Genomic DNA, 24,838 nt, shown 5'->3' with positions numbered 1-24,838 from the left:
AGATGTTCAAATATTGAAAGACGGAGATACAATAACGAAAATCAGCACATTCTTTCAAAAAGAAATCGTCTGATTAATAATCAGTTGTCAGCGTAAACTAAAAACGAATGATTTTGGAATAATCCCAAACCCGCTCGAATCCGGTGGCTATTACATTTGCTACAGACAACACCAGATTATAGAACAAAAGAATCTTATGACAAAAAATACTGTAGTAGCGTGGTCGTTCGTGGTGGCTTTAGGCGGCTTTCTTTTTGGCTTTGATACCGCCGTGATATCCGGAGCCGAGAAATTGGTGCAAGTGTATTGGCATTTGAGTGAAGTGGAACATGGGGTTACCATGGCCATCGCATTATTAGGGACAGTAGCTGGGGCGCTGCTGGGTGCCTATCCGTCCGACAGGTTCGGACGCAGGCGTACGCTTTTCATGATTGCGGCGCTATACTTTTTTTCCGCTCTCGGCACGGCCCTCGCGCACGATTGGTATTTGTTTATCCTATTCAGGTTTCTCGGGGGTATCGGCGTAGGCGTATCTTCAGTAACAGCCCCCATCTATATTTCGGAGATTTCTCCCGCCGACAAACGTGGACGTTTGGTCGGCCTGTTTCAGTTCAATATTGTATTGGGGATCCTCGTATCCTATCTTTCCAACTACCTGATTGGGCAAGGTGGGGAAAATTCATGGCGATGGATGCTGGGGGTACAAGCGTTTCCAGCGGCAGTGTTTTATATACTCATCCATTTTGTACCTGAAAGTCCGCGGTGGCTGCTCTTGTATCGGAAAAACCAGGCTGGGGCCTTGCAAATACTTAAGAAGATCAACCCTTTGCATTATGCCGATGAACTGGAAACCATCCTTGCATCGGCAAAGGCGACAAACGGCAATGGCACTCGCACATCGCTATTTAGCAGAAAATACCGCTTCCCGGTACTTTTAGCGATTCTTTTTGCCGTGTTCAATCAGGTATCGGGCATTAATGCCATTATTTACTACGCCCCGCGCGTGTTTGAGATGGCGGGCCTCGGCGCCCAAAGTTCCCTGTTGTCAACGGTGGGGATTGGGTTGGTCAATTTCACGTTCACGTTAATCGCTATTAATATCATTGATAAGGTGGGGCGGCGCAAATTGATGCTGGTTGGTTCATTCGGGATGATAGCCTCGCTTGCCATGGTGTCCTACTCGTTTTATACCGAAAACCCCGATGGCCTTATGGTCACGGCTTACCTCATGGTTTTCATTGCTTTTTTTGCCTTTTCGCAAGGCGCGGTTATCTGGGTGTTCATTTCGGAGATCTTTCCCAACGAAGTACGCGCCAAAGGGCAGACACTGGGTAGTCTCACCCATTGGGTGATGGCCGCCATTATCACGTTTTTCTTTCCTATACTCAGCGAATGGACCGGGGGAGGCACCACGTTTCTCATATTCGCGGGCTTTATGGCGTTGCAGCTGCTGTTCGTATGGAAGTTGATGCCCGAAACCAAGGGCAAGTCATTGGAATTGATTGGCGGAACAATGATGCCAAAATAGCGGGTGAATAATAGTTATAAGTAAAGGAGCAAAAATGGTGTACACGGGAAACAAAAAGGTAGTATGTTTTGGTGAAGTCCTCTGGGATATGCTCCCAACAGGCAAAAAGCCCGGTGGAGCCCCCATGAACGTGGCGTACCACCTCAACCGCCTCGGCATCCATAGCACCATCATCAGCAGAATTGGTATGGATCGCGAGGGGGAGGAATTGAAAGGTTTTTTAGCCAACATTGGCATGCCCACGGAATTTATACAGACAGACGAGCGGTATCCAACTAGTAAGGTGCTCGCCCACATCGGTGCTGACGATGAGGTTACGTACGACATCGTGGCACCCGTGGCTTGGGATTTCATCCGGTATGAACATGGATTCGCCCGGTTGATCGAAGACGCCGATGTATTGGTCTATGGTAGCTTGGTAGCGCGCAATGCCACCAGTTGCGATACCTTGTTGCAACTGCTGGACAAGGCGCGGTATCGGCTGTTTGATGTTAACTTGCGTGCACCACACTATGCGCCGGATACCATCGACCTCCTGTTGCACCAGGCGGATGCCGTCAAACTGAACATCCACGAACTCCACGAACTGTCGGGCTTGTTGGTTAATCGGCCGGGTAATGAATCCATGGGTATCCGCCTATTGCAGGATCGATACGGCCTGGAGGAAATCATCGTCACGAAAGGTGCTCAGGGCGCTTCGTATTATACGCCGCAGGCACGGCATGATTGCTCGGGGATACGGGTGCTGGTAAAAGACACGGTGGGAAGCGGCGATTCGTTCCTCGCCGGCTTTCTTGCACAAAAGCTGCGTGGAGAAAACAGTGAAAACATGTTGGGTTTCGCAACGGGGCTTGGTGCCTATGTCGCCACACAAGTTGGCGCTTGCCCACCTTATTCGCGAGCGGATTTGGACCGGTTTATATGGGAGAAGTCATTCGAAGCGACATAGTGGAAACGAAAAATCATATGGACTATCAATTATAAAATAAATGTTTCACCAAAAAACCAATTAAATGAGAAAAGGAGCACTGACGATATGTTGCATAGGGATACTGGTTAGTACCCTATTTGCCCAAGATCCGCTTTTCAGCGGCAAAGTGACCGATACGGAGGGGACTCCCCTGGATGGTGTGACGGTGGCGCTCGTTGAAGCCAACCTAGCCACCACGACAGATGCCAATGGGGCATTTTCTATTAAAGCTACAGTTGGACAAACCCTAAGGTTCTCTTTTGTGGGTGCTGAAACGAAGCTGGTTACCATAATAAGTATCCAGCCCATCGTAGTCCAGCTGGAAGAAACCCTTCATTTGAACGAGGTGGTGGTAACGGGATACCAGAAAGAGAAGAAGAAAGATTTGACCGGTGCCGTATCGGTGGTAGATGTTGAAGCGGTCGAAGACCTGCCTCCCGGAAATATCATGAAAAATCTGCAAGGACGGATTCCCGGTGTTTTTATCACAACCAACGGCCATCCCGGTTCGCCTGCAACTATCCGGATACGAGGGATAGGCACCCTCAATAACAACGACCCCCTCTATGTGATTGACGGCGTTCCCACGAAAAAGGGAATGCACGAATTAAATCCCAATGAGATCGCGTCTATCCAGGTACTGAAAGACGCATCCTCCGCCAGTATATATGGGTCACGGGCGGCCAATGGCGTGATTATCATTACCACGAAGCGGGCTAAGACCAATCGTGTGCAGGTAGATTTCGATGCCGCATCCACCTTGCAGCACTACGCGCACCACTTAGACATGCTAAACACCGAAGAGCGCGCACAGGTCGCCTGGAGGGCTGCCGTAAATGACGGGATTTCGCCGGCAAACCCGCTTTATCTATTTGATACCGGTACCGACAACGAAGGAAACCCGGTACTAAATCGCGTTTTGTTCGCTGAGTTCATAGACCCTCAGAGGACGATGCGGCCGAGCAATACAAATTGGTTTGACGAGGTAAGCAAGCCTTCTTTTCTGCAATCGTATAACATGACGGTGTCCAACGGGAATGAAAGGGGTGATTTTTTGGTGTCGTTGGGGCATATGGACAACCGAGGAATTATAAAAGAATCAAGGGTAGTGCGGACTAACCTACGGTTGAACTCGGAATACCGGTTTTTAGGCAACAGGTTTCGGATTGGGGAAAATTTTCAGCTTTCGAAGCAAAGTGAAGTGGCCATACCCTCCAACGATATCATGTTTCTGGCATTGGTACAGCAACCAATTGTTCCAGTTCACACCGTTGATGGTGGCTGGGGCGGACCTGCACCCGGAATGTCGGATAGACATAATCCGGTCCGTTTGATAGCTGATAATAAACAGAATAAAAGCACGTATATACGGCCGTTTGGTAATTTTTATGTAGAAGCAGAACCCATCGCCGGGCTAACGCTGCGGAGTAGCCTAGGAATCGACTATGGTTTGCACTACAGCAGGCATTTGCAAAAGAGCTACCGATCTGGGTTCTTAAGTGAACCTAATAATCGGGTGACCAACGGGGCATGGTTTGACGGCAGCTGGGTTTTCCAAAACACACTGACCTATGATTTCTCAATAAACAGCCATCAGTTTAGTTTTTTAGGGGGAGTTGAACAGATTAAATACAATGGGGAGCAATTTTCTGCATCGCAACGCGGCTTGGCCATCGAAACCATCGACTATGCCTTTTTAAACGCGGCCACTGAACTTCCTGTAACCGGGGGTTCTGGGTCGCACCATGCGTTGCAGTCGTTTTTCAGCAAACTGAACTACATCTACGACGATCGTTATCTTCTTTCCCTTACGATGAGGCGAGACGGTTCTTCACGGTTTGGCCAGAACAATCGCTACGGCAATTTTCCGGCCGTTTCAGCCGGTTGGCGCTTGTCAGAGGAAAGCTTCCTAAGCAACGTGGATTTCATTTCGGATCTGAAGATAAGGGTCGGTTGGGGTCAAAATGGCAACCAAGAAATTTCAAATACAGCCGTCTACAATTTGTACATCGCACAATATGCCACCAATGCCACCTGGGATCCCGATGCGGGAACGGCGTATGACATTGAGGGTGCCGATCGTGGGGAACTGCTTTCCGGTTTCCGGCTGACGCAACAGGCAAACCCGGATCTAAGGTGGGAAACCACCACACAAGCCAACTTCGGACTGGATTTTTCATTGGCAGACGATAAGTTGTATGGATCGGTGGACTATTTCATCAAGCAAACGGACGACATCCTGATACGGCCCCCTTACCTGGGTGCTATAGGTGAGGGGGGCAGCCGCTGGGTAAATGGCGCATCGATCGAAAATAAGGGTGTCGAGGTAGCGTTGGGCTTTATGGAAACCGTTGGTGACCTGAAAGTTGACATCTCTGCAAACGCGTTTAACTATCGGAACAAAGTTGTTCATTTGCCTGACGCAGTAGTCAATGCTTACGGAGGGAATGGGAAAGACAAGAATATCCTGGGTAGATCCATCAATTCCTTATTCGGCTATGTACACGACGGACTCTTCACAAGCGGCGAAGAAGTCCTTGCGCACGCCGATCAACCAGGAAAGGGACTAGGCCGGATTCGGTATGTTGACGTGAATGGAGACGGGATAATTGATGACGATGACCGGGATTGGATCGGGCTCCGAGACCCAAAACTATCCTATGGATTGAATGCCAACATAACCTGGAAGCAGTTTAATCTACAACTGTTTGTACAAGGTATTACCGGAATTGACGTTTTCAACGATACAAAGATATATACGGATTTTATGTTGGTACAAGGCACAAATTACGGTAGGAGGACGTTGGACGCTTGGTCACCTGCCAACCCGACGTCGACCATTCCTGCGCTTTCATTGGCGGATAACAACTTTGAGGCGAGGACGTCGACCTATTTTATGGAAAACGGATCGTACGTTAAATTGCGGAATATTCAATTGAGCTATTCCTTTCCGCCGACGGTATTGAATAAGCACTCGATTCGGAATCTCCGCGTTTTTTTGCAGGGCCAGAATCTCTGGACATTAAAAAACAAGCGGTTTACTGGCCCGGACCCGGAAAATCCGGGCAATGGTTATCCGATCCCTTCCATGTATACAGTAGGGGTCAGTGTTTCACTCTAAATAACAGACAAAATGAAAAAAATAGCATATGTCATATTAACCGCGGCGATGCTGCAAATGTCCTGCAACAGTAATTTCTTGGATTTGCCGCCTCTTGGTACCATTTCCGATGCACAGCTAAACACACCCGAAAATGTTGAAAAACTCATCATAGCGGCCTATTCAAGTCTCGGCAACGACCATTATACCGTGCCAAACGCGCTATGGCCGTACGGGGATCTGAGAAGCGGCGACGCGTATAAAGGAGGTGCCGGGCCATCAGATATAGGTGATTTCCATTTTTTTGAGACGTTTGTTTATAACCTGCCAGCCAACGGGTTAGCGGATAGGAAATGGTTTGTGCAATACGTGGCCATATCTCGGGTAAATAATGCGCTGAGGCGGCTTAATGCCATGAGGGAGGCTGAATTTCCGCTTAAGCAGATCAGGCAAGCCGAGTTGAGGTTTCTCAGGGGACACTTTTTCTTTGACCTGAAAATTTTGTTCAAACATATTCCCTACTTTGACGAAACAGCAACTGTTGAAGACATTAACGGAATCAGTAACGACATGCCAAACGACGAACTCTGGAATGCGATTGCTGAAGATTTCCAGTTTGCCGCGGCACACCTTCCGGAAACACAGCTTCAGGTGGGGCGGGCAAACAAAGTCCAAGCGAAAGCCTATTTAGCCAAAGTGCGCTTATACCAAGCCTACGAGCAAGACGATCAACACCGGGTCGTCCATATTAATCAAAATAGATTGAACGAAGTGGTTCAACTGGTTGACGATGTGATTGCGTCTAAGAAGTATGCCTTAGCCGATGACTTTGCCGAACCGTTTTTATGGGAGTATGAGAATGGGCCGGAATCGGTATTCGAGATACAGCGGTCAAGGGACGATAATTCTCCCCAAGGAGGAAAGGTTGACTTCTCTGCTATGCTGAACAACCCGATGAACCCTGAATTCGGATGCTGTTGGTTCCACATTCCATCGCAAAATCTGGTCAATGCTTTCCAAACCGATGCAGCGGGACTGCCGTTGCTCAATGCACTCAATAACAATGATTTGACGAACGTGCAGGAGTTGCGAAGCAGGTATATAGATCCTCGCCTAAACCATACGGTGGCGTTTCCGGGTACCCCATGGAAATACGACCATAAATATATTTATCAGAACAACTGGACCCGGGCGCCCAATATTTACGGATATTTCTCTTCACTGAAGGAAAATGTGTCTCCTGATTGTGATTGTTTCGTAAAGCTTCCACCGTTTATGTCGAGTTCCAAAAACACCATTCTTATCCGATATGCGGATGTGCTCTTGTGGAAGGCAGAAGCGTTAATTGAATTGGGACGGCATCAGGAAGCACGGCCGATCATCAATCAAATTCGTAACAGAGCTGCGCAAAGTACGGCAAGGCTTACGCAGCCGTCGGGATCCCTGATTGGCAATTACCATGTTTCCGGTTACGATGCCGGGGTGTGGACGCAGGATTTCGCAAGACAAGCTCTTCGTATGGAACGTCGGTTAGAGTTGGCAATGGAGGGACACCGATTCTTTGATTTGGTAAGATGGGGGGTGGCCGCTGAATATCTCAATGCATATTTCGAGGTAGAGAAAGGCAAGCGGGAGTATTTGAGGGAAGCGAGATTCCAGAAAAGTAAGGATGAGTATCTTCCTATTCCCCAGCAACAGATGAACTGGAGTAAAAACCTTTATAAACAAAATACGGGTTGGTAATAAACCGAAAACGAAAAAATATGAAAAGTTTCAAGAACATATTTCCTCTTTTTATCACTTTGTTGTTGCTTCACTATTCCTGCGAACGACATGAAGTTGGGCTGCAGATCAATGCAGATGTTACCATTCACGGTCTCTCGATAGCTGACCGGGAAGGACGGATCAACGAGGGGGATAAGGTCATTGTTGTGGAAGTACCCGAAGGTACCGATTTAACAAACCTTTACCCGGCCGTCAGTTTAGATGCCGGGGCGGTATTGTTGCCTGATATCACGGCAGGTTATGATTTTTCAAACCCAGTGTCCGTAAAGGTTATCAACGGGGATTTGTACAGTGAATATACCATCCAGGTATCTTATATTGATGTTTCCTTTAACGCTTTTTACGTTAACGGGGTAAGAGGTATCGTAAATGACGCCGAACGCACCGTGACGGTCGTACTTCCCGACGGAACGGATATAACCGGTTTGTCAATCAATGTTGAACTCCCGGCGGGCGCTTCGATTTCACCGGAAATAAGTCCGGCGCTCGATTTCTCCGCGCCGGTAAGCCTTAAAATCACCAACCAAGGCGCTTCTCGGACATACTCGGTAATCGTTAAAATACAGGAAACGCTCATTGGCTTTTTAGGTACCTATGCGGACTCCCTTTCGATAACCGACGACGATGAAAAGGCTGCCGCTAAATGGCTGTTCGAAAACTATGAGAATGCACGATACATCAGTTTCGATGAAATCAAAAACGGTGAGGAGAACCTGAGTTCATATCGCCTGTTGTGGTGGTATCATGATGCGTATGGACATCTGCCCGGGATTGCGATAGACCCGCTTGTTTTGAACGCTATTACCTCCTATTATAAAAACGGAGGTAACCTCCTGTTAAATACGCATGCCGTTGGTTACCTTTGGCCAATGGGTCGCATAACCAATAACTACGCAAAGGCCGTGGGAACAGGAGGGGGCTTTGACCTGAACGACACGTGGTATGTAGGGGTAACCGTGGGCGGAAATCTGCAACCCCACGATAAAAGCACCCACCCCGTATATGAGGGGCTGTCGGTTGTAATCCAACCCAACGGTGACAAATGGATACCGCTCATTTCTCCGGGTTGGGCAGAGGACCATAACCATGTCATTATAGAAATAGCACCGTTTCATGGGTATGACTATGGGAATGCAGGTGCCTATAACGCTTTCCAGCAAGCGAACCAGGTTGAATGGTTGGGAGTCTGGGCAGGGAACCGTGATTTTTATATGGCAGGTGTAATGGAACTGCTGCCAACTGACCTATTCCAAGGGAGAGCCATCGCTCAGGGCTTGGGGGCTTTTGAGTTCAATAGGGAAGCAAAAGGAAATTTGAGTCCTGAAGGCGTAAACCTATACCAATCGAATGTTGAACGGTTTACAAAGAACGCCATTCGGTATTTATTAACCAATTAGCGGTTTTTGGGCATTTGGCTTTCAAATGCCCCAATTAAATGATGATTATGAAAACAGGTATGGTGAAGCGATCAGGGTGGCGATCGGTGTTTGGGACGCTAATCATGGTGTTATTGTTGGGTGCTTGTAAATCTGACCCAGCGGGGCCGGACAAGAAAGAGTCCGAGGAACTCCAACGCCGGGCAACTCGTCCTTTTTATCATTTGACACCGCCTACGGCGTGGATGAATGACCCGGCGGGCATGGTATATTATAAAGGTGAATACCATATTTTTTACCAGCATAACCCTAACGACGTCGTGTGGGGGCCTATGCATTGGAGGCACGCGATAAGCACGGAACTCTTCCACTGGAAAGACCAGGGGATAAAACTGGCGCCCGATCAGTTGGGTACGATATTTACCGGAAGTGCGGTAGTCGATTGGAGCAATTCCAGCGGTTTTCAGGTCGGTGAGGAAAATGTGCTTGTTGCCATGTTCACGAACGCAGGCAATCTGCAAACCCAAAGCCTCGCCTATAGTAACGACAAGGGCCGGACATGGGTGAAGTATGAACATAATCCGATTTTGTCGAAGACCGGAGATTTCAGGGATCCGAAAGTGATTTTCCACGAAGCTACGCAAAAATGGATCCAAGTAGTAGCCGCGGGTGATCGAATCCAAATCTATTCTTCCATCAATTTAATAGAATGGAAGTGGGAAAGCGACTTCGGTCCACGCATTGGTTATACCAACGGCGTATGGGAGTGTCCGGATTTTTTCCCCTTAAAAGCAGATGATGGCACGGAGAAATGGATCATGATTGTTAGTGTCGGTGGCGAGTCGGAATACAGCGGTATAAACGGCGGAAGTGCAACGCAATACTTTGTGGGGCGTTTCGACGGGAGAAAATTTACACACGAGAATCAGGAGGTGCTCTGGGTGGATTATGGCATCGATAATTACGCTGGAATAACTTGGTCAGATATACCCAAAGCGGATGGCAGGCGAATTTTTATTGCGTGGATGAATAACTGGCATTATGCCGGATTAATTCCTGCCACGGACTGGAGAGGGGCAATGACTGCTCCCAGGCAAGTCGGATTGAAGAAAAGAACAGGTCATGGCAATGGTTATTTTCTTACTTTCGAACCCGTGGACGAACTTGACCAAATAATGGGCAGTACGGAGACTTATAAAGATTCATCCCCGTCTGTGTTGCTGAAAAGTAGTCCGATCATCGAAAGCGGCAGCTTCCGCATTCGTGCCGACATTGACTTGACGCATCACTCGGCTTTCGATTTTAGCATCCGAAATAAAAGGGAAGTCGTCCGACTAACGTACGAAAAGAGCAATGCAACATTTGTACTGGACAGAAGTCAATCCGGAAGTGCCAGTTTTCATCGCCTCTTCAGCAAACAAATACGTTGCGAATTTCCGTTCGGGGGAAACGTTCTTCCGATAGAGATACTTCTGGACCAATCTTCCATCGAAGTGTTTATCAATAATGGTGAAAAGGTAATGACTGCTTTGATTTTTCCGAGGTATAACTTTACCGATATGGAAATTGCCGGAAATGGTACAGGTGCGCTTGTCCAGCATCTGGAGTTATCTTCTATTCATAAAACTATTAGTTATGACTAACGCAGCTATTTCAAAATACTTATGGTCTTATCTAGCCGGATTTTCAATATTGCTCATGATGGGGTGTTCCAAAGGTGGCCCATCTCCGAAGGCCCCGGACGGAGATGCCAAGGTGCTCTCGTTTAGATTGGGCGTCGAGAAGAATGACATACCGGTAAGTTCAGAAGGAACCATTGACGGCGAACGGATCACGTTATTCCTGCCAACTGGAACAGATGTTTCCGCATTGGTGCCTGACTTTACGCTATCGGACAATGCCAAGGCGGTTGTAGGTGGTGAGGAGGTAATCAGCGGGAAGACCGCCATTGATTTTCGTCACACCGTCCAGTTCTTGGTATCGTCAGGTGGCGGCCCGTCCAAGAGCTATGAGATTAATCTAAAAACCGATGATGCCTCCATCGACAGTGAAGTGAGCCGTATCATGAACAAATATAACATCCCGGGGTTGCAGTTGGCCATTACGTACAAAGATCGATTGGTCTACCTGAAATCATATGGTGTGGGCAACAAAGAGACCGGTGAGCCGGTGACGAATGAGTCGTTATTCAGAATCGCAAGCGTATCCAAAGTTATCACACTGGTCGCGATATTGAAGCTAATCGACGAAAAGCGATTGCGTTTCGATGATAAGGTATTTGGACAAAACGGTGTCTTAGGGTTCGATTTCGGAACCAAGCCTTATAGCCAATATGAGGAAGCGATTACCGTTAAACACTTGATTGAACATAAATCTGGGTGGACGAACTATCCGTTTGACCCGATGTTCGGTTACCCCGGGTATTCAAATGAAGATTTGCTGACGGAAATGCTGGACAACCGCCCCCCTGTAAATCTGCCGGGGTCAGTGGAGAACTATTTGAATTTCGGGTATTTTGTGCTTGCAAGGATCATTGAAAAAGTAACGGGACTTCCTTACGAGACGTATGTTCGCCAGACGCTGTTTGAGCCATTCGGTATCATGGGCATGAAAGTGGGTAGGAATTCGATTGATCAGCGGTACGAAAACGAGGTGACCTATTATGACCAGGAGAATTATAGCCCCTATCTGATTGACGTGACCCGCATGGACGCGGGCGGAGGTTGGGTGGCCAGCGCCGCGGATCTTGCGCGGTTACTGGTCCGAATAAATCGGAATAGCCTAAAGCCAGACATTCTCCCCGGGAACGCCCTGAACTACCTGTATCTAGCGTTTCATACCTGGGTGTCCAATGGTTCAATGTCCGGCACTGCGGCATCGCTGGTCAGGATCAACGATGATTTGGGTGGGGCGATCGTGGTAAATACCAGACCGATACCGGATGGGGATATGTTGAATGACATCAACAACCTCCTGACCAACCGAGTTAGCCTGATAAGCCGATGGCCGGCTTATGACCTTTTGGGGGATTAAAAGAATTAATACCTAACAAACATAGAATGAGAAACCAAAAAAAGAATATCGCCGGCGGAAATTGGATGGGGGGCTGGATTGTGTTCTCACTATTCGCATTTGTATTTCCAAGCTGCGCGCAAAAGGAGAAAAATATCGCCCATCAGGAGGTTAGCCTTACCCACCAAGAACAGCATAGGCCCCAATACCACTTCACACCGCAAGCCATGTGGATGAACGATCCCAACGGAATGGTCTATTACCAGGGAGAGTATCACCTGTTTTATCAACATTATCCAGACAGCACGGTATGGGGCCCGATGCATTGGGGGCATGCGATCAGCAAGGACCTCGTGCACTGGGAGTATTACCCTATAGCCCTATATCCCGATAGTTTGGGTTATATTTTTTCAGGCAGTGCCGTGGTAGATTGGGACAATACCTCTGGTTTCGGCTCCGCGGATGCCCCTCCGCTGGTGGCGATTTTTACCCATCGCCACCTCGGTAACAAGAAACGTGGCTTCGAAAGCCAATCACTGGCTTATAGTATCGACAAAGGAAGAAGTTGGGTGAAGTATGAAGGCAACCCTGTTTTGGTTGACGAAAATAGCCTCGGGTTTAGGGACCCGAAAGTGTTTTGGCACGAAGAGACAAAAAAATGGGTCATGGTTATATCGGCGGAAGATCAGGTTAAACTGTTCTCTTCGGAAAACCTCATCGATTGGACGTTGGAAAGCGAGTTCGGACGAAACTTGGGTGCACATGGAGGGGTTTGGGAATGCCCGGATCTTTTCGAGCTGGTCGTCGAAGGTTCGGATGAAACGAAATGGGTCATGCTGGTCAGTATCGGCAGCGGTGGACCAAACGGTGGCTCGGCCACCCAGTACTTTGTTGGTGATTTCGATGGCACTTCGTTTATACCGGTTGAAAGCGGTATCAACTGGCTTGACTACGGCAAGGATAATTACGCTGGGGTTACGTGGTATAACCATCCGGATAACCTACGGGTTTATGTTGGGTGGATGAGCAATTGGCAATACGCAAATGTAGTGCCTACGCACCCTTGGCGTAGTGCCATGACCATTCCCCGGCAACTGCGCTTACAATATTCAAACAACCAGTATAAACTGGTGTCGGCCCCCATAGCGGAACTCAAAAACCTAAGGGGTGATTCGCGCAAAATACCCTCCCAAATTATTGCAACAGGGCATGATGTGCTTGTTGAAGACCAAGGTCTAAGTCAGGCTGAGTACATCTTTGAATTTGATGGCCAAGCAAATCAGGGAGCTTTGACAGCGGATTCGCTAGTTATCGAATGGTCAAACCGGTTAGGGGAGAAATTGGAACTGGGATACTCGATTGTCAACAACCAATTCTACATCAACCGGGCCCGTGCGGGCGCGGTAGGCTTTTCAGACGAATTCCCCGTGGTGCAGCATGCGCCGCTTAATAATCGGGGCGATTTAAAAGTACATGTTTTCATGGATTGGTCATCCATCGAAGTTTTTGTCAACGATGGAGCATTGGCAATGACGTCTTTGGTGTTTCCTAATGAGCCTTTCGACCGCTTGCGGATTTTTACCGTCCAGGGGGAAGTGGAGATGAAAGGCGCCGAAATATGGGGTTTGAAAGCCATTTGGTCAAACGAAGTACGGGACTGATGCAGAATTAAGGCAATAGCATCGTTACGCGGGGAACAGTTCGCAATGCGCACCAGATCGATTCGTCCGCCGTACTATGCATGATCCGTGCGATTATTATGCTCGCAAACCCTCTTTTCTATGACCTTAATATAACTGGAAGGTGTGAGATTCATTACATATTTAAACTTCCTGTTAAAATAGGTTAGGTTGTTGTAGCCGGACTGGTGGGCACTTTCTGCAATCGTCACATCACGATCCATCAATAGTTTACACGCATTGGCAATTCTAACTTCATTTAAAAATTGAATATAGGTTTTCTGCGTTTTGGATTTAAAATATCGGCAAAATGATGCCGGTGACATACATGCCAGGTCAGCGACCTTGTCAATTGTCACTTCTTCTTTGAAATTGGAAAATGTAAACTGGAGTATTTTGTCCAATGTTTTTGTCTCACTTTCGTTATAGACCTTTTTTGCGTTTGGTGCCAATACTGTATACGCTGTATTCACACATAAGTGCAAAAGTTTCGTGAAGTGCAGAATTTTGTCGAAGCCCCAACTTTCGGCAGCTCGCTCAATCGCTGCGCTAATTTCAATTGAATCTGCCGGTTTGATCTTCATGCAATGCTGTGTATTTCCAAGCCATTCTCTCAATACCTCACACTCGGGCAGCGCTAAAAAATGTTCGCCAAGAAAGTCGGGTTTAAAAATAATTGATAACGCGTTTTCCCCTGTCGGCTCTACATCGCCGTCACTTCTAAAAACATGCGGTATATTAGATCCTATTACATATACCTCCCCCGTATAGAAACGGCCATAATGCCCCCCCGATAGTACGTCGCCTGTTGCTTTTTTAATGAGCGTTATTTGTATTTCGGGATGGACATGGAGTTTGGAGAAGAATGTTCTTCCTTTGTAGTCATCAACCCAAAAAGATTCACTGTTTGTTTTCGGTACATTAAAACTTGAAATTCTCATAACCCAATACTGAAGATAGCTGCTATGTTAACTTGGCAAGTATGCAACACGGCAATGATTGAACGCTGTCAGGACGTATGCAAATTTAACAAAACCGTTGAAATATAACACTATTTTAACAATTTCGGCCAAATATAGAGCCGGAATGCGTTAATTATGTACCTTGGTCTGTCGGGTTTGATGTCTCGGAAACATCACCCCATGTGGCGAAATCTAAAAACGTATATAATGAAAAGGAAAACACGGTTTTTTGGGATAGCTTTATTGATTGTAATTTTCTGTTTCAATCATTTCGCTTTCCCATTTCCACACGTTTATTCAGATAGGCACCATGAACGGGTAACCTCCATAGGTAGTAACACGAGCTTGGCTCAAAACCTAGATTCGGCCCTTAGTTTCGGGAAAGAGGTTTCCGAGTCCATCCAGTACAATGATGAACACGCTTACACGCTCGAGGCCAATGCCGGCCAATATGTCGATATCGAGGTCGTGCAACGGGGCACCAACATCGGGGTTACCGTATTCGCGCCCGACGGCACGGTGGTGGCCGCGGAAGACGTCCAGAAACACGTCCATGCCGTCGAGCGGCTCTCGTTCGAGGCGGGCCAGGGCGGCACCTACCGGATCAAGCTGTCCCCGCAGCCCGGCTTTTCCATCCAAACGGGGCTTGATGCCAACGCGTTCATCTGGGACGGGGAGCGGCGCGTGCCGTATGAGATGGCCAACGACGGCGGGGAATACACGCTGACGGTGAGCCGACCTTCAACAAGCGACAGCAGCAAGCTGGGTCAAATCGACCGGCTTTTCCGCCCCTACGCCACCGCCGGGTCCGCCGGGGTCGCCGTAGGGATCGTCAAGGACGGGGCCATGCTTTTCTCGCGGGGTTACGGGTTAGCCAACCTGGAGTATGGGATTCCGGTGTCGCCCCATACGCCATTCCATATCGCCTCGGTGTCGAAGCAGTTCGCAGGCTACGCCATAGCGGCACTGCACGATGCCGGAAAGCTGTCGCTGGATGACGATATCCACCAATACCTGCCCGAGTTGAAAACCCCGGAGCGGACCACCATCCGGCAGCTGCTGAACCACACCAGCGGCATCCGCGACCAATGGGTGGTCGCGGCACTGGCCGGCTGGCGCATGGACGATGTGATCACCCAGGAGCAGTTACTGGGATTGATCTTCAGCCAGGAGGCGCTGAACTTTCCGCCGGGCACGGCGTACCAATATTCCAATTCCAACTACACGCTGGCCGCCGAGATCGTCCGGCGGGTCACGGGCAGGACACTGCGCGAATGGACCACGGCAGAAGTCTTCGAGCCGTTGGGTATGCGGAACACGTTCTTCTACGATGACCATGAAGAAATCCTCCCGCAGCGGGCGTATTCCTACGACGACCGCTCGGGAACGGTGAAGAAAAGCGTTCTCAGTTTCGCCAATTATGGTGCCACGAGCCTGTTCACCACCGTCCACGATTTCGTGAAATGGATGCCCAATTTCCGGCATCCGTCCGTCGGCAACGCCCGGATATTCGAACTGATGACCACACGGGGTAAACTCAATGACGGTACCCGGCTAAGTTACGCTTTGGGGGTAGCCGTTGGCCAGTACAAGGGCCTGCCCACCATCGACCACTCGGGGGTGGATGCCGGTTACCGGTCGTTCATGCTGTATTTCCCCGAGCAGGATGTCGGCATCATTGTGCTGAGTAACCTCGCATCATGCAACACGGTCGACTTGGCAAGGCGCACGGCCGACATCCTGCTGGATCTGCCCACCGAGCGGAAACCGGAGGCCCTGAAACCCCAAGCCCCGGCACAGCCCTACGGCACAATGGCCTACGAGCCGACGGCACTGGCCTCGGATTACACCGGCGTGTATTACTGTCCCGAGATCCAGACCGAATACCGCATTAGCGAGCGGGAGGGCCAGCTGTATCTCAGCCACAAGCGGTTTTCCGATGTCCGGCTGCTGCCTACGGCCGCAGACCGGCTCAAGGGTACCTACTGGATCTTCGACGACATGGAATTCAGCCGTAACCGGCGGGGAGAGGTCACCGGTTTTACTGTCTCGAACCGCGGGGTAACCCGTATGGAATTTACGAAACTTACAGAAGAAAATACAAAGACACGATGAAGCAAGTTATCGCAAGCAACGATGCGCCCGCCGCGATCGGGCCCTACAGCCAGGCCATCCGGCACGGCAACCTCGTTTTCCTTTCCGGCCAGTTGCCGATCGACGCCACCGACGGCTCGGTTCCCGACGACATCCAGGCGCAGACGCGACAGTCGCTGGAGAACATGCGCCACGTGCTGGCCGCCACCGGCTGTACGATGGACGACGTGGTGAAGACCACGTGTTACCTGGCCGACATGGAGCTGTTCCAGGAAATGAACGAAGTATACCGGTCATTCTTCGGTAGCGCCCCCCCGGCGCGGACAACCATTGCTGCCAAAGGGCTGCCGCGCGGCGTGTTGGTGGAAATCGATTGCATGGCCGTTCACACCGACGAATAACATGGATATGACGACAGAAGCCCCTACAAAAGAGGTGTGGTACCGCGTGGGCAACGCGCATGAAATCGATTCGCCCGCGCTCTTGGTATACCCCGAGCGGGTTAAGCATAATATCAACCTGGCGAAGTCGATGGTTGGCGATGCGAGCCGTTTGAGGCCACACGTGAAAACGCACAAGTCGTCGGCCATTACGAAGCTGCAGCTGGCCGCCGGGATTACCCGTTACAAGTGCGCCACGCTCGCCGAAGCCGAGATGCTCGGCCGGTGCGGAGCACCTGATGTGTTGGTGGCCTACCCGCTCTTCGGGCCGCGGGTACAGGCCTTTTTGGCGCTGGCCGGCCAGTATCCTACGAGCCGGTTTTCCACCCTCGTGGACGATCGCTCCGCTGCCGGGCAGCTTTCGGAAGCCGCCGTGTCGCGGGGCGTTGTCGCAGACGTTTACATTGACCTAGACATCGGCATGGGGCGGACGGGTGCGCCCATCGATGCATCGGCCGAGGGGCTGTATGCCTATTGCCGTTCGCTGGTTGGCCTGCGGGTGCTGGGCTTGCACGCTTATGATGGCCAGGTGCGCGAACCGGAGGCCGCGGAACTATGGCGGCAGTGCCGGGAGAACTACCGGCCGCTGGCAGCCCTCGTGGATCGCCTGGTTGCGCAGGGATTCCCGAAGCCCGAGGTCATCGTCGGTGGCTCGCCCTCGTTCCCTTTTTATGCGGGCATTGAGGGGGTGCAGTGCAGTCCCGGCACGTTCATCCTGTGGGACCACGGCTACGCCACCGATTGCCCGAACCAGGGCTTCCTGCCCGCGGCGGTCTTGATGACTCGGATCATATCCATGCCCACGCCGGAGACCATCTGCGTGGACCTCGGGCACAAGGCGGTCGGTGCGGAAAACCCGATCGACAAGCGGGTACATTTCCCGGATGCGCCATCGCTCAAGGCGCTCCGCCAGAGCGAGGAACACCTCGTGCTGCAGGCACCCCGGGGGCACGGGTACAAACTGGGAGACGTACTCTACGGCATTCCCTACCACATCTGTCCAACGGTGAACCTGTATGATGCCTATAATGTCGTCGAAAACGGAACGGCCACCGGCAGCTGGGATATCGATGCCCGGCAACGGTTCCGTTTTCCCGTAGGTATAGATCAGTGACGCGGCAGATTCGCTTAACCATTTTATTAACCCATAACGTTTCGATATGAAGTTTAACCTGAAATCCCAAGTGTTGCAACCGCTGGTTGCATCCATTTTCCTGATGGGGGCGGCCTGCGCCCCCCAATCGCCCAAGCAGGTTTACCAGGAGAAATACGGTGCGCCAACCGTCTCGACCGTCGCCGAGTACCGCGAGCATGTGGAGCAGGACCCCAACCGGGAGCTGGTGGACCTGCGTTCGTACCTGCCGGATGCGGTTTTCGACGTGGTGTACGCCACGGCCGACAATTTCATGGGTAAGCCCGTTTATACCAAGCCGGGCGCCTACCTGCGCAAACCGGCCGCGGAAGCGTTGCAGGCGGTCGGGGCTGAATTGGCCACGATGGGTTACGGGTTAAAGATTTGGGACGCCTACCGGCCTTACCGGGTAACGGTGGAATTTTATGAGCACGTGCTGGACTCCACGTTCGCCGCCTCGCCCTACACGGGTTCCAAGCACAACCGGGGTTGTGCGGTGGACCTTACGCTTATCGACAAGGCTACCGGTGAGGAGTTGGCCATGCCTACGCCGTTCGACGAATTTACGCCCAAGGCCCATGTGGAGTATAACGACCTACCGGAGGAAGTGCTGCGGAACCGGGAACTGCTCATCCAGGCCATGGCCAAACACGGTTTTGCCGTATACGCGGACGAATGGTGGCATTTTGATTTCCACGATTGGGAGCAATACAGTTTGATGGACCTCGAATTCGAGGAATTGGAATCGGCCGGTTTTTAACCGTCGGCGGAACGATCGAAACTACATGTCGATGATTGAGGTATCCTTTATCCATAGCCTTTTGGCGTTGTTGGCGGGCGTTGCGGCCATCGTTTTGCTGACCACCCGGTTCAAGGTGCATGCGTTCTTCGCTTTATTGATCGCCTGTCTGGTGGTCGGTCTCGGCGTAGGCATGCCTTTCGGGGAAGTCTTGTCTACGGGCAAGGACGGCTTCGGCAACATCATCGGTTCGCTGGGCCTGATTATCGTTTTCGGTACCACCCTGGGCGCCATCCTGGAACATACTGGGGCCACGCTGGTACTGGCCAATGCCATCCTGCGGATTACGGGAAGACACCGTGCGGCCGGGGCGATGAATGCGGTCGGCTACGTGGTGGGGTTGCCGATTTTCTGCGATTCGGGCTACATCGTGATGAGCGGCCTGAACCGCGGCTTGGCCCGCCAGACCGGAACGCCGATGGTGCTGATGGCCACGTCGCTTGCCGCGGGGCTGTATGCGGTGCATTGCCTCATCCCGCCGCACCCGGGCGCCGCGGCGGCGACAGGTACGCTGGGCGCCGATTTCGGCCGTGTCATGCTGTACGGTATGCTGGTGGCCATCCCCGCCGCGTTATGCGGGTTGCTGTGGGCGCGGTATGCCGCGCGTCGGTTGCCGGCCTCCGATAAGCAGGCCGAAGAGCCCGACACGCAAGGGGCACCCCAACGGCTCCCCTCGGTGCTGCTGTCCGTGCTCCCCATTGCGGTGCCCATCCTGCTTATTGGCCTCCGCTCGTTCACCCCGGCGGACGGCCTGTCGCTTGCGGTACGCCTCGTGCAGGCTGCCGGTATCCCGGAAGCCGCTTTGGCCATCGGCATCCTGTTGGCCATGCTCGGCAAGCGGCAGTGGAAGCGGGAAGACCTCAATTCACTGTTACGCGGTGCGGTCGAAAAGGCGGGTGACATCCTGCTGATCATCGGTGCCGGGGGGGCGTTCGGGGCACTGATCGCCCAGACGGACATCGGTCGGCACTTTGCTGGCAGCGGCATGGTCAGTGGCATGGGCATATTCTTCCCGTTCCTGGTGGCGGCCGTGCTCAAGACGGCGCAGGGTTCCTCCTCGGTGGCCATCATCACGGCGGCCACTATGGTGCTGCCCGTGCTCCCGGCATTGGGGCTTGACAACGAGATGGGCAAGGTGTTCGCCGTGCTGGCCATGGGTGCGGGGTCCATGATGGTATCGCACGCCAACGACTCCTATTTCTGGGTGATTTCGAAATTTTCGGACGTGGGCATGGGCGCCATGCTGCGGGTATATACGGTCGCCACGTTCATCATGGGGTCGGTTGCGATCGGTACGGTATACCTGCTTTCCCTATTGTTTTGAATCCGTAGGGCGTGCGCACCCTTAGGTTACTCCTTGAACTTTCGTGTTTCGGATTAGAGAGATGTCCACCAAGTTTTCAGTAAAACAACAGTCCGCAGTTGCTTGAAAGCCGACTTCCGGACTGTGCTTTTCGATTGCACCGGTTAAGGGCACGATTAGATCAGGAGTAAATACGGCAGCCTGCAAACCATTTGGGGGGTCTCTTTGTTGTAAAGAAAACCGGAAGACCATGAGCAATTTAGTTTTGCCGCTTGCGTTATTGTGTATGGCTCCGCAATACCCCTCTTTTGAACGGCAACTGATAGATGACCAGCTATCCATCGGGTATGGGCTTGCCATCGGCGACGTGGATGGCGATGGCAAGCCCGACATCCTATTGGCCGACAAGCACGCCTTTGTCTGGTACCGCAACGGCGATTGGAAGAGGTTTGTCATGGTTGAAAATCTCACTGAGCACGACAATGTATGCATTGCAGCCCGTGATATCGACGGTGACGGGAAAGTGGAAGTTGCGGTGGGTGCACAATGGAACCCGGGAGAAACATCCGATACGACCCAGTCGGGATCCGTTCATTACCTCATTCGGCCTGATAACCCGACGCAGCTTTGGACGCCGGTAAAGCTGCACCATGAACCTACCGTGCACCGGATGCGTTGGGCGAGGATTTCGGACGGCAAGTACCATCTCATCGTGCTCCCGCTCCACGGGAGGGGCAACACGAAAAGCGAGGGCAAAGGCGCTAAAGTAATTGCTTACGAAAGACCCGATGACCCCCGTTGGCCGTGGCAGCATTGGGTCATTGATGAATCCATGCACCTTACCCATAACCTGGATGTACACGGTGATAGCGAGGGCGAGCAAGTTTACATCGGCGGTAACGAGGGGGTGAAGGCCTTCTCGTATTCCAATGGGAAATGGCGACGCCATGGTAAGGAATGGGTAATTAAAGGCCAACGTTTCAGTGAGATCCGCGTTGGCAATGCCGGTACTATCCCGATCATAGCGGGTATCGAACCCTTGCATGGAAATGTCGTAACTACCTATGTGCCGCGCGGAGGTGCGCCGCGACTTGACCGGGCGGAACGTATCGTGCTGGACAAAACGCTTAGCGAGGGCCATGCGTTGGCGGTGGCCGACTTTTTCGGCCAGGGAAAGGATCAGGTTGTGGCTGGATGGCGACACCCCGATAAAGCCGGGCGCGTGGGCATCAAGATATACATCCCTTTCAACGCGCTGTGGGAAGCATGGACCGTTCGTGGTATCGATATCGGCGGCATAGCTTGTGAAGACTTGGCTGTGGCCGATCTCAATGGCGACGGGAAACTGGATATCGTTGCAACGGGGAGGTCGACGCACAACCTCGTTATCTATTGGAATCGGAGTGAATAAAGAAAGCGACGATGAGCTATGCGTTTTTCCGGCTCGGTTTTTCGCCCCTGATTAATTCAAAGACGGTGATTTCCGGCAGGATGCCCACCCGGCCGGGATAGCCGAGGAAGCCGAATCCGGTATTCACATAGAGTTGCTGCTGCCCCTGCCGATAGAGTCCCGCCCACTCCTTGTAAATGTATTGCGCCGGGCTCCATTTGACGTTTCCCACGCGTACGCCGAACTGCATGCCATGGGTGTGGCCTGCAAACATGACATCCACATCCGGCCGGGCCAGCACCTCGGCGCGCCAGTGTGACGGGTCGTGCGAGAGCAGTAATTTTACCGGCATCTCGGCCGTGCCTTGCAGTGCTTGCTCCAAGCGGCCATGTTTCGGGAAGCGGCCCGTACCCCAGTTTTCCACACCGATGATACCGATTTCGTCATTGCCGACCTTTAATTTGCGGTTTTCGTTGAGCAACAGGTCCCAGCCCATCACCTTGTGGGTGTCTTTCACGTCCTGAAGGTTTTTCGCCTTCGCCGCAGATGGCTCGGGTCCAAAGTGGTAATCACCGTAGTCGTGGTTTCCCAATGTGGAAAAAACACCCAGCGGCGCTCGTACTTTCGTAAAGATGTCCTGGTAATCCCGCATTTCGCTGGCGAGGTAGTTGACCAGGTCGCCGGTAAAGAAAACGACATCCGGTTTTTCAGCCAGAAGCAAGTCCACACCACCCTGCACGGCGGTTTTGTTGTAGAAGCTTCCGGAGTGGACATCAGAAAGCTGGCCGATTTTCATCCCGTGGAATGCGCTCGGCAAATTGGGGAGATATAGTTTCTCGCGGCGGACACGGTAATCGTAGGCGCCCGAGATGACGCCCCAGCCAAGCGGTGCCAACGGGGCTGCAGCCACTAATATACCGGCCTTCGTCAGAAATTGGGAACGACTGATGCCCTTTACCGGCTTTTCTGGTAACGATGCGTCACTGTCCTCCGCGGGGGCGATCTGTTTCTTCTTCGGTATAAGCAGCCGCTTTAACCATAAGCCACCCCTTCGGATATCGTCCGCCAATAAGATCAAGATAAACGTAAACTTACTGATGAACGTCAGGAAAAAGGCCACCAAGATGATGGAACGGAACATCAAGGGTATGCTAACATAGATGCTGACAAAAATGCAAACGGTGAGTAATAAGCTGTAGCCCCACCAGATTTTCGGAAACAGTGGAGACGCGACCCACCGTATCCGCGTAGCACGCAGGGCCTTGTAGATATAAAAATCTATTAAAAGTAAGACTATGGTGTTAAAAACTATCATTTACCTATTGCCAGGTTTTCCAAAGCCGAAATCCAGAGGGGGTGGTCGTTGAGGCTCTCTACCAACTGCACGTGCTCTCCTCCCAATGCCTTGAATTCTGTTGCATATTCTGTGCCAATCTCGTAGATGGTTTCTAGGCAATCTGCCACGAATGCCGGGCACAGCACGAGCAGGCGTTTAGCGCCTTTGGCCGCCACGGTTTTCAATACATCGGTTGTGTAGGGTTGCACCCAGGGTGTTTTACCCAGCCGAGATTGGAAACATACGGTATATTGGTCTGCCCTGATGCCGATTTTTTCGGCCAGTAACCGGGTCGTCGCATAACATTGTGCCACGTAACAATACCGATTGTGCCCATCGATGCGTTCCCGGCAGCCGGCCGTTTCGCAATGATGCGGACCCGATGGGTCGATGTCCGTCAGTTGCCGCACAGGTAAGCCATGGTAACTGAATAAGAGGTGGTCGTAGGTTTCCGGACGATGCTTCCGTGCGTTTTCGACAAACACATCGACCATCAACTCATTGCTGTAAAAGTCATTGACGATCGACATTTCGGGAAAGGTGGGCCAAGAGCGCATAAGCTCCATCACTTTATCAATCACCGACCCCGTGCTCGCCGAGGCATATTGCGGAAAGAGCGGTATGATGCGGAGAGACTCCAGATTCATCTGTTTCAACTTTGCCAATGCTGATGCGATCGACGGGTTCTGATAGCGCATGGCCAGCTCCACGTGGTATTCCTCGCCCAGGCGTTCCTGCAGCAACTGCTGTTGGAGCACGCTATAGTGTAGCAAGGGTGAACCCGTATCTTCGTCCCAGATTTCTTGGTAGAGCTTGGCAGAATTAGGTGCCCGGAATGGCACAATAAATCCTCGCACCACGAAAAAGCGGCGCCATGCCGGAATATCGATTACGCGGCCGTCCATCAAAAACTCATTGAGGTAGCGCCTTACATCGGGTACGGAAGGACTATCCGGGGTACCCAGGTTGATCAACAAGATTCCCTTTTTTGGTGTACTCATCGACCGCAAAAGTACGAATTAGTAGTGCGATGTGCCCTCGCCGGTTATAATTTGATGCTTAGATGACGGTTAAGGACGGTCAGTAGCTTTCCACCGCCGTCTTCACCTGCTCCATCAGCCACATGGGGGTTGAGGTGGCGCCGCAGATACCTATGGTGTCGCCGGGGTTGAAATTCTCGGGATTCAACTCGGAAGGGTCCGACACGAAGTAGCTGTTCGGGTTATGTTTGAGGCAGACCTCATAAAGCACCCGGCCGTTGGATGATTTCTTACCGGAAACAAAAACGACCTTATCGTATTGGCGGGCAAAATCGCCCAAATCTTCGTACCGGTTGGAAACCTGTCGGCAAATCGTGTCGTTGGCCTTCACATCGTATCCCCGGCGGAGCAGTTCATCTTTGATGGCATAGAATTTATCCACGCTCTTGGTCGTTTGGCTATATAGCGTAAAACTGTCGGGGAGTTCCACATCGTCCAATTCGGCGATATCCTGGAAAACGAGGGCGTCGCCGCCGGTCTGTCCCTGCAGGCCGATGACCTCGGCGTGGCCGTGTTTCCCGTAAATGAGGACTTTCTCTTTCTTGTCGAAAGATGTCTTTACCCGGTTTTGCAACTTGAGTACCACGGGGCAAGAAGCATCGATAAGGGTGATGTTGTTCTCCAGCGCAATCCGGTAGGTCTCGGGCGCTTCACCATGCGCACGGATCAGTACTTTTTCGTTCTTCAGCGTATGGAGGTCGTCGTGGCCGATGATGCGGAGTCCTTTCGCTTTGAGCCTGGCCACCTCCTCATCGTTGTGAACGATGTCGCCCAGGCAGTAGAGGTAGCCATCCTCTTCGAGGATTTCCTCAGCCATATCAATGGCATAAACCACCCCGAAGCAGAATCCGGAGTCCTTGTCGATGGTTGCCTGTAGGTTAAGTCCCATGCA

General features: G+C 51.5%; 18 protein-coding genes. 14 read left to right on the top strand and 4 right to left on the bottom strand.

Annotation, left to right across the window (positions count from 1 at the left end; translation table 11 throughout):
- Window positions 1-118 precede the first annotated feature (118 nt).
- The 8 genes from NGM62_RS09180 (at window position 119) to NGM62_RS09145 (ending at window position 13,432) form a co-directional block, all read left to right on the top strand.
- Window positions 119-1,528: a sugar porter family MFS transporter gene (locus NGM62_RS09180; protein WP_390936906.1), complete on the top strand. Its 1,410-nt coding sequence runs from the start codon at window positions 119-121 to the stop codon at window positions 1,526-1,528.
- An 88-nt stretch (window positions 1,529-1,616) separates the two neighbouring features.
- Window positions 1,617-2,477: a carbohydrate kinase family protein gene (locus NGM62_RS09175; RefSeq protein ID WP_262247349.1), complete on the top strand. Its 861-nt coding sequence runs from the start codon at window positions 1,617-1,619 to the stop codon at window positions 2,475-2,477.
- Window positions 2,478-2,541: 64 nt separating this feature from the next.
- Entirely contained in the window at window positions 2,542-5,619 is a 3,078-nt protein-coding gene (locus NGM62_RS09170) for a SusC/RagA family TonB-linked outer membrane protein (protein WP_262247347.1), read from the top strand.
- A gap of 12 nt (window positions 5,620-5,631) precedes the next feature.
- A complete protein-coding gene (locus tag NGM62_RS09165) occupies window positions 5,632-7,341 on the top strand; it encodes a RagB/SusD family nutrient uptake outer membrane protein (RefSeq protein ID WP_262247346.1) in 1,710 nt (569 codons plus the stop codon).
- Between the two features lie 20 nt (window positions 7,342-7,361).
- A complete protein-coding gene (locus NGM62_RS09160; RefSeq protein ID WP_262247345.1) occupies window positions 7,362-8,780 on the top strand; it encodes a DUF4960 domain-containing protein in 1,419 nt (472 codons plus the stop codon).
- A gap of 47 nt (window positions 8,781-8,827) precedes the next feature.
- On the top strand, window positions 8,828-10,402 hold the full coding sequence (locus NGM62_RS09155) for a glycoside hydrolase family 32 protein (RefSeq protein WP_262247343.1): 1,575 nt from the start codon (window positions 8,828-8,830) through the stop codon (window positions 10,400-10,402).
- On the top strand, window positions 10,395-11,792 hold the full coding sequence (locus tag NGM62_RS09150) for a serine hydrolase domain-containing protein (protein WP_262247341.1): 1,398 nt from the start codon (window positions 10,395-10,397) through the stop codon (window positions 11,790-11,792). Before NGM62_RS09155 ends, NGM62_RS09150 begins: the two co-directional genes overlap by 8 nt.
- A 26-nt stretch (window positions 11,793-11,818) precedes the next feature.
- Window positions 11,819-13,432: a glycoside hydrolase family 32 protein gene (locus NGM62_RS09145; RefSeq protein ID WP_262247339.1), complete on the top strand. Its 1,614-nt coding sequence runs from the start codon at window positions 11,819-11,821 to the stop codon at window positions 13,430-13,432.
- A 74-nt stretch (window positions 13,433-13,506) separates the two neighbouring features.
- Here NGM62_RS09145 and NGM62_RS09140 read toward each other — a convergent pair whose 3' ends face one another.
- Window positions 13,507-14,391 (bottom strand): AraC family transcriptional regulator, encoded by an 885-nt coding sequence (locus tag NGM62_RS09140; protein WP_262247337.1) that lies wholly within the window; start codon window positions 14,389-14,391, stop codon window positions 13,507-13,509.
- A gap of 228 nt (window positions 14,392-14,619) precedes the next feature.
- Between NGM62_RS09140 and NGM62_RS09135 the strand changes: the two genes are divergently transcribed.
- The 6 genes from NGM62_RS09135 (at window position 14,620) to NGM62_RS09110 (ending at window position 21,591) form a co-directional block, all read left to right on the top strand.
- Window positions 14,620-16,527, top strand: a complete 1,908-nt coding sequence (locus NGM62_RS09135) for a serine hydrolase (RefSeq protein WP_262247335.1) — start codon at window positions 14,620-14,622, stop codon at window positions 16,525-16,527.
- The gene (locus NGM62_RS09130; protein ID WP_262247332.1) at window positions 16,524-16,907 is read left to right on the top strand and encodes a RidA family protein; all 384 of its coding nucleotides are present in this window, start codon (window positions 16,524-16,526) and stop codon (window positions 16,905-16,907) included. The genes NGM62_RS09135 and NGM62_RS09130 overlap by 4 nt, the downstream gene beginning before the upstream one ends.
- Before the next feature lies 1 nt (window position 16,908).
- Window positions 16,909-18,060, top strand: a complete 1,152-nt coding sequence (locus NGM62_RS09125) for a D-TA family PLP-dependent enzyme (RefSeq protein WP_262247330.1) — start codon at window positions 16,909-16,911, stop codon at window positions 18,058-18,060.
- 46 nt (window positions 18,061-18,106) lie between these two features.
- A complete protein-coding gene (locus tag NGM62_RS09120; RefSeq protein WP_262247328.1) occupies window positions 18,107-18,838 on the top strand; it encodes a M15 family metallopeptidase in 732 nt (243 codons plus the stop codon).
- Between the two features lie 31 nt (window positions 18,839-18,869).
- On the top strand, window positions 18,870-20,201 hold the full coding sequence (locus NGM62_RS09115; RefSeq protein WP_262247326.1) for a GntP family permease: 1,332 nt from the start codon (window positions 18,870-18,872) through the stop codon (window positions 20,199-20,201).
- A 229-nt stretch (window positions 20,202-20,430) separates the two neighbouring features.
- Window positions 20,431-21,591, top strand: coding sequence for an FG-GAP repeat domain-containing protein (locus NGM62_RS09110; RefSeq protein ID WP_262247325.1), 1,161 nt, complete (start codon window positions 20,431-20,433; stop codon window positions 21,589-21,591).
- A 16-nt stretch (window positions 21,592-21,607) separates the two neighbouring features.
- Here the strand turns inward: NGM62_RS09110 and NGM62_RS09105 are convergent, their stop codons facing one another.
- From NGM62_RS09105 to NGM62_RS09095, 3 genes are all read right to left on the bottom strand, one after another.
- A complete protein-coding gene (locus tag NGM62_RS09105) occupies window positions 21,608-22,885 on the bottom strand; it encodes a metallophosphoesterase (RefSeq protein WP_262247324.1) in 1,278 nt (425 codons plus the stop codon).
- A complete protein-coding gene (gene hemH, locus NGM62_RS09100; RefSeq protein WP_262247322.1) occupies window positions 22,882-23,907 on the bottom strand; it encodes a ferrochelatase in 1,026 nt (341 codons plus the stop codon). The genes NGM62_RS09105 and hemH overlap by 4 nt, the downstream gene beginning before the upstream one ends.
- Window positions 23,908-23,986: 79 nt before the next feature.
- On the bottom strand, window positions 23,987-24,835 hold the full coding sequence (locus tag NGM62_RS09095; protein WP_262247320.1) for a 4-hydroxy-3-methylbut-2-enyl diphosphate reductase: 849 nt from the start codon (window positions 24,833-24,835) through the stop codon (window positions 23,987-23,989).
- Window positions 24,836-24,838 lie beyond the last annotated feature (3 nt).

The organism is Parapedobacter soli (assembly GCF_025460835.1).
Classification (GTDB): domain Bacteria; phylum Bacteroidota; class Bacteroidia; order Sphingobacteriales; family Sphingobacteriaceae; genus Parapedobacter; species Parapedobacter soli.
The sequence above is the reverse complement of the archived record's forward strand: the minus strand, read 5'-3'. Positions and strand labels throughout refer to the sequence as shown.